The organism is Klebsiella sp. Ech2A (genome assembly GCF_030078455.1).
GTDB classification, from domain to species: domain Bacteria; phylum Pseudomonadota; class Gammaproteobacteria; order Enterobacterales; family Enterobacteriaceae; genus Klebsiella; species Klebsiella terrigena.
The window spans coordinates 1-6056 of sequence record NZ_JAQGFU010000239.1 but is presented as its reverse complement, the minus strand read 5'-3'; the positions used below and the strand labels follow the sequence as shown (position 1 = coordinate 6056).

7 protein-coding genes and 1 pseudogene are annotated in these 6056 nt (G+C 63.0%); 7 read left to right on the top strand and 1 reads right to left on the bottom strand.

The window, feature by feature from the left end:
* Nucleotides 1–369 (bottom strand): gamma-glutamyltransferase (locus PFH44_RS24200; RefSeq protein WP_283826405.1); only part of this gene is annotated, 369 nt, incomplete at its 3' end.
* Nucleotides 370–620: 251 nt separating this feature from the next.
* On the opposite strand from PFH44_RS24200, the gene hpxU reads away from it, so the two are divergent.
* The 7 genes and pseudogenes from hpxU to PFH44_RS24165 form a co-directional block, all read left to right on the top strand.
* Entirely contained in the window at nucleotides 621–1460 is an 840-nt protein-coding gene (hpxU, locus tag PFH44_RS24195) for a MurR/RpiR family transcriptional regulator HpxU (RefSeq protein ID WP_283826404.1), read from the top strand.
* A gap of 214 nt (nucleotides 1461–1674) precedes the next feature.
* On the top strand, nucleotides 1675–2460 hold the full coding sequence (locus tag PFH44_RS24190; protein WP_041144885.1) for a transporter substrate-binding domain-containing protein: 786 nt from the start codon (nucleotides 1675–1677) through the stop codon (nucleotides 2458–2460).
* A 9-nt stretch (nucleotides 2461–2469) separates the two neighbouring features.
* Nucleotides 2470–3135 (top strand): amino acid ABC transporter permease, encoded by a 666-nt coding sequence (locus PFH44_RS24185; protein WP_283826403.1) that lies wholly within the window; start codon nucleotides 2470–2472, stop codon nucleotides 3133–3135.
* Nucleotides 3135–3791, top strand: coding sequence for an amino acid ABC transporter permease (locus PFH44_RS24180; protein ID WP_045855447.1), 657 nt, complete (start codon nucleotides 3135–3137; stop codon nucleotides 3789–3791). The genes PFH44_RS24185 and PFH44_RS24180 overlap by 1 nt, the downstream gene beginning before the upstream one ends.
* Complete coding sequence (locus PFH44_RS24175) at nucleotides 3772–4512, top strand: amino acid ABC transporter ATP-binding protein (RefSeq protein WP_041144887.1); 741 nt, start codon at nucleotides 3772–3774, stop codon at nucleotides 4510–4512. The genes PFH44_RS24180 and PFH44_RS24175 overlap by 20 nt, the downstream gene beginning before the upstream one ends.
* A gap of 10 nt (nucleotides 4513–4522) precedes the next feature.
* Nucleotides 4523–5764, top strand: coding sequence for a pyridoxal-phosphate-dependent aminotransferase family protein (locus PFH44_RS24170; RefSeq protein WP_283826402.1), 1242 nt, complete (start codon nucleotides 4523–4525; stop codon nucleotides 5762–5764).
* Nucleotides 5761–6056, top strand: a pseudogene (locus PFH44_RS24165) (Zn-dependent hydrolase); the annotation flags it as partial. The gene PFH44_RS24170 and the pseudogene PFH44_RS24165, both read left to right, overlap by 4 nt.

The following is a 6056-nucleotide window of genomic DNA, read 5'->3' as shown; positions in this document are numbered from 1 at the left end:
CTTACCGCTCAGGGAGTGCGATACCCGTAGCGCTTCGTCCCAGCCGCTGACGGTGCCGGCGACGGTCAGCGCGGCGCGCGGGCCGCGGTGCGGGATCTGCCTGAGGTCGGAATAGGCCTCCAGCGTCGCCCCCGAGCCCGCCGCGCCGCTGGCGTCGATTGCGATCGGTTCCCCTTCCGGCGGGACGATGAGCCAGAAGCCGTCGCCGCCGAGCCCGTTCATATGGGGATAAACCACGGCGATGGTGGCCGCCGCGGCGACCATTGCTTCGATGGCGCTTCCGCCTTCGCGCAGCACGGCAAGCGCGCTTTGGCTGGCAAGGTGATGGGGGGCGACCGCCATCCCGCGGGTGGATACATGACTGTGCATTCGTTGTCCTCGTAACGCGATGTATTCTCTCAGAGTGCAAAAGCCGTTCCACTTCTGAACCCAAAGTTTCATTCCCTGCCGCCGGCGCTTTTTGCCGGAGTGGCACGCATTGTGAAAGGAGAGGTATTCAAGGTCATGCGCGCCGCGGGCCGGGTATCGACGGCGACAACAGCGCGAGATGCATCGCCAGCGCATAGGCAACGCGGAGTATGACGGGTATAGTGCGATGAAACAAAAGTTACAGGGGCCTTATGCAACAGCTTGATGAACGACTCAAAGGGCAGTACGCCTCCCTGTCGCCCCAGGAGCAGCGGGTGGCGGATTTTATTTTCGATCACTTTGATGACCTGATCAGCTACAACAGCGCCGAGCTGGCGCAGCTGAGCGGGGTGTCAAAAGCGACGGTGAGCCGCCTGTTCAAGCGGCTGGGCTACGAGAAGTATAAGGATATGCGCGACGAGCTGCGCACCCTGCGCCAGAGCGGGATGCCGCTGACCGATAACCGCGACGCGGTGCAGGGTAACACGCTGCTGGCGCGCCATTATAAGCAGGAGATGGCCAACCTGACCCAGTGGGTCAACGCCCTCGACGCGCGCCAGTTTGCCGAAGCGATTAACGCGATGGTGAACGCCGAACGGGTGGTCATCGTCGGCATGCGCAACGCCTATCCGGCGGCGCTGCACCTGCGCCAGCAGCTGCTGCAGGCGCGCGGTCAGGTGCAGGTGCAGCCGCAGCCGGGGCAGAGCCTGAGCGAGGAGCTGGTGGATCTGTCGGCCAGGGACGTGGTGGTGGTGATGGCCTTTCGCCGCCGCCCGCGCCTTATTCGGCCGCTGCTGCAGCAGCTCCAGGCCAGCGGCGTGCCGGTGCTGCTGATGTGCGAGCCGCAGGCGCACGGCCTGTTTCCGCTGGCGCGCTGGCAGCTCTGCGCGCCGCTCGATAGCGTCTCGGCCTACGATAGCTACGCCTCGGTCAACAGCCTGATCAACCTGCTGGCCAACGCTTTTCTGCATGAGATCCTCGATAAGGGCCGCCCGCGCATTCACGATATTGCCACCCTTTATCAGCAGCTGGACGAGCTTGAGCAGCGATAATGGGGCGTCAGTCTGGTGCTTTGCATTATTTTAGTGCGGGTTTCCGGCGGTGAGAGAAGGCGATATTGCCGCGCATTCTCTCTCTCTTCCTTGTTTCATCACTCTTTTATGGCATCTTCCGCCTCGGCAGCGGCGCGGCGTATATCTGGCACATTAGTTGCAGAAGTTTATTTAAAGAATCTTTTGTTTCATACTAACGTAACGGGTAAACATCATGAAAAAACTGTTGATCGCACTGGCCGGGGCCGCCTGTCTGTTTACGCAAATGAGCGCGGCCAGAGCCGACCAGCTGCAGGATATCGAAAAGCGAGGGGTTATCCGTATCGCGGTGCCGCAGGATTTCCCGCCGTTTGGCTCGGTGGGCACCGATCTCCAGCCCCAGGGTTATGACATCGATATGGCGCGCTACCTGGCGAAGCAGATGAAGCTCAAGCTGCAGCTGGTGCCGGTAACCAGCGCCAACCGGGTCCCCTATCTGCAGACCGATAAGGTCGATCTGGTGATCTCCAGCCTCGGCAAGAATGCGGAGCGCGAGAAGGTGATTGCGTTCAGCCGCGCCTACGCGCCGTTCTTCCTCGGCGTCTTCGGGCCGAAGGGGGCCGAGCTGAAGGATGCGGCGGCGCTGAGCGGAAAAACCGTCGGCGTCACCCGCGGCGCGGTGGAGGACATGGTGCTGAGCGAGCTGGCGCCGAAAGAGGCGCAGATCAAGCGCTACGAGGATAACAACACCACGCTGTCAGCCTACCTTTCGGGGCAGGTGCAGTACCTGGCGACCGGCAACCTCGTGGTGGCGGCTATCTCCCGGCAAAATGCGCAGAAGGCGCCGGTACCGAGCTTTATGCTGAAAGATTCGCCGTGCTTTATCGGCCTGAAAAAGAACGAGCCGGCGCTGAAGGAGAAGGTGGACGCGCTGATTGAGCAGGGAGTTAAGGACGGCACGCTCAACGCGCTGTCGCAGCAGTGGCTGAAAGCGCCGCTGCCCGCAGGCTTTGGCGCATAAGGCCCCGGCATGACGGAGCAACTTCATTTTTCTGAGCTCTGGCCGCACTGGCCAGAGCTGCTCGCGGGGCTGTGGGTTACCGTGCAGCTGACGGTGCTGGCGACGGCGGGCGGCCTGGCGATAGGTATTTTCGGCGCCGCCATCCGCAGCGGGCGGGTGACGTGGTTCAGCCGCATCTGGGGCGGCTACGTGGAGCTGATACGCAATACGCCGTTCGTGGTGCAGCTGTTTTTTATCGTCTTTGGCCTGCCCAACCTCGGCTTAAAGATGACCGCTGGCGAGGCCGCGCTGCTGGCGATGGTGATCAACCTCGGGGCCTACAGTACCGAGATCGTGCGCGCCGGGATTCAGGTGACCCCGAAGGGGCAGTGGGAGGCCGGGCGCGTGCTGGGGCTGAGCCGCACGCAGACCTTTATTCAGGTGGTTCTGCCGCCGGCGCTGCAGCGGATTTATCCGGCGCTGGTGAGCCAGTGCATCATCGTGATGCTGGGATCGTCGGTGGTGTCGCAGGTTTCCTATGAGGAGCTGACCTTCGCGGCGAACCTGATCCAGTCGCGAACCTTCCTCAGCTTTGAGGTCTATCTGGTCACCACGGGGATCTACCTGGTGCTGTCGATAACAATGCGCCAGCTGCTGATGGCAGCGGGGCGAAAATGGCTGGGAGTACGGGCATGATGGCCACCTTTACCGACTGGGACATTATCCGCAATCTGCTGCTGGCCGGGCGCTGGACGGTGCTGCTGTCGCTGGTGGCGTTTCTCGGCGGCGCGCTGGTGACGCTCCCGCTGCTGCTGCTGCGCCTCACCGGCGGCCGCCAGGTCAGGCGGCTGATCCGCGGCTACGTTGAGCTGTTCCAGGGTACGCCGCTATTAATGCAGCTGTTCCTCGCCTTCTTCGGCGTGGCGCTGTTCGGCATCGACGTCTCGCCGTGGACCGCCGCGGCGATGGCGCTGACCTTCTACACCAGCGCCTTTTTACTCGATATCTGGTTCGGCAGCATCCGCGCGCTGCCGAAAGGGCAGTGGGAGGCCTCGCGCTGCCTGGGGCTGAGCTTCACCCAGACGCTGTGCCGGGTCGTTGCGCCCCAGGCGCTGCGCATTGCTATTGCCCCGACGGTGGGCTTCGCGGTGCAGGTGATAAAAGGCACCGCCCTGGCGTCGATTATCGGCTTCGTCGAGCTGACCAAGGCCGGGACGATGCTGACCAACGTCACCTACCAGCCGTTTAAGGTCTTTGCGCTGGTGGCGCTGGGCTACTTCATTCTGTGCTACCCGCTGTCCCGCTACAGCCGCTATCTGGAGAACAAATTCAATGCCTCTCATCACCATTAATCAGATGCAGAAGTACTACGGCGACAACCACGTGCTCAAAGGCGTCGATCTGGATATCGATATGGGCGAAGTTATCTCGATTATCGGCCGCAGCGGGTCGGGAAAAAGCACGCTGCTGCGCTGCATCAACGGCCTGGAAGGGTATCAGGACGGCAGCATTAAGCTCGGCGGCATGACCATTACCGACCGCGATTCGCAGGCCCGCGAGATCAGCCGCTCCGTCGGGATGGTGTTCCAGAACTTTAACCTGTTCCCGCACATGACGGCGCTGGAAAACGTGATGCTGGCCCCGCGGCGGGTGCTGAAAAAGAGCGCCGCCGAGTGCCGCGAGCTGGCGCGGCAGATGCTGGAAAAAGTGGGGCTCGGCGACCGCCTGGACTACTATCCGGCCAACCTTTCCGGCGGCCAGCAGCAGCGGGTGGCGATCGCCCGGGCGCTGGCGATGTCGCCGAAGGTCCTGCTCTGCGACGAGATAACCTCGGCGCTGGATCCGGAGCTGGTGGGCGAAGTGCTCAAGGTTCTTGAGCAGCTGGCCGCCGAGGGGATGACGCTAATCCTCGTGACCCATGAAATGAATTTTGCCCGTGAAGTGGGCGACCGCGTGGTGTTTATGCATCAGGGGCGCGTCTGGGAGCAGGGCGACAGCAAGACGCTGTTCGCCAACCCGCAGACCCTCGAGCTGAAGCAGTTTATCTCCTCCGTGCGCGGCTTAAATCAATAAGGAATTAACGATGGATATCACTCAGTTTTCGCAAATTAACCCGCCGCCGCGCCTGCTGATGGGGCCGGGACCGATCAACGCCGACCCGCGCGTGCTGCGCGCCATGTCGAGCCAGCTTATCGGCCAGTATGACCCGGCGATGACCCACTATATGAACGAAGTGATGGCCCTGTATCGCGGCGTGTTTCGCACCGATAACCGCTGGACGATGCTGGTAGACGGCACCTCGCGCGCCGGCATCGAGGCGATTCTGGTCTCCGCCATCCGCCCCGGCGACAGGGTGCTGGTGCCGGTATTTGGCCGCTTCGGCCACCTGCTGTGCGAAATCGCCCGCCGCTGCCGCGCCGAGGTCCATACCATTGAGGTGCCGTGGGGAGAGGTCTTCAGCCCGCAGCAGATTGAGGACGCCATCCGGCGCGTGCGCCCGCGCCTGCTGCTAACGGTACAGGGCGATACCTCCACCACCATGCTGCAGCCGCTGGCCGAGCTGGGCGAAATCTGCCGCCGCCACGACGTGCTGTTCTATACCGATGCCACCGCGTCGCTGGGCGGCAACCCCCTCGAAAGCGATGCCTGGGGGCTGGACGCGGTATCGGCAGGGATGCAGAAGTGCCTTGGCGGCCCGTCCGGGACCTCGCCGGTGACCCTGAGCGCGCGGATGGAGGAGGCTATTCGTCGCCGCCGGTGCGTTGAAGAGGGGATCCGCACCGAGGCCCATCTTGACGGCGTTGATGAGGCGATCTACTCCAACTATTTCGATCTGGGCATGATCATGGACTACTGGGGGCCGGAGCGCCTGAACCACCATACCGAGGCCACCTCGGCGCTGTTTGCCGCCCGCGAATGCGCCCGCCTGATCCTTGAGGAGGGGCTGGATAACGGCATTGCCCGGCATAAGCTGCACGGCGATGCGCTGCTGAAGGGGATCCAGGCGATGGGGCTGGAGACCTTCGGCGACCTCAGGCACAAGATGAACAACGTCCTCGGGGTCGTTATCCCGCAGGGGATCAACGGCGACCAGCTGCGTAAAATCATGCTCGACGATTTCGCGATAGAGATCGGCACCTCGTTTGGCCCGCTGCACGGCAAGGTATGGCGTATCGGTACGATGGGCTATAACGCGCGTAAAGATTGCGTGATGACCACCCTCAGCGCCCTTGAGTCGGTGCTGAACCGCCTCAAGTTTGCCACCACCCAGGGCGCCGGCATGCAGGCGGCATGGGATCACTACCGCAGCGAGACTCCGCAATGAGCCAGGCGCTACGCCAGCAGGCGGAGTGGGCGCAGGCCGCGGCGCGGGTGATGGCGCGGGCCGACGAGCTGGCCGCGATCAGCGAAAGCGCGGATGCGCTGACCCGGGTCTATCTTTCACCGCAGCATCTGCAGGCTAACCAGCAGGTCGCCCGCTGGATGAGCGAGGCCGGGATGCGCGTCTGGCAGGATAGCGTCGGCAATATCTGCGGGCGCTACGAAGGTGAGCAGGAGGGAGCGGCGGCTATTTTGCTGGGTTCGCATCTCGATACCGTGCGCAACGCCGGGGGCTA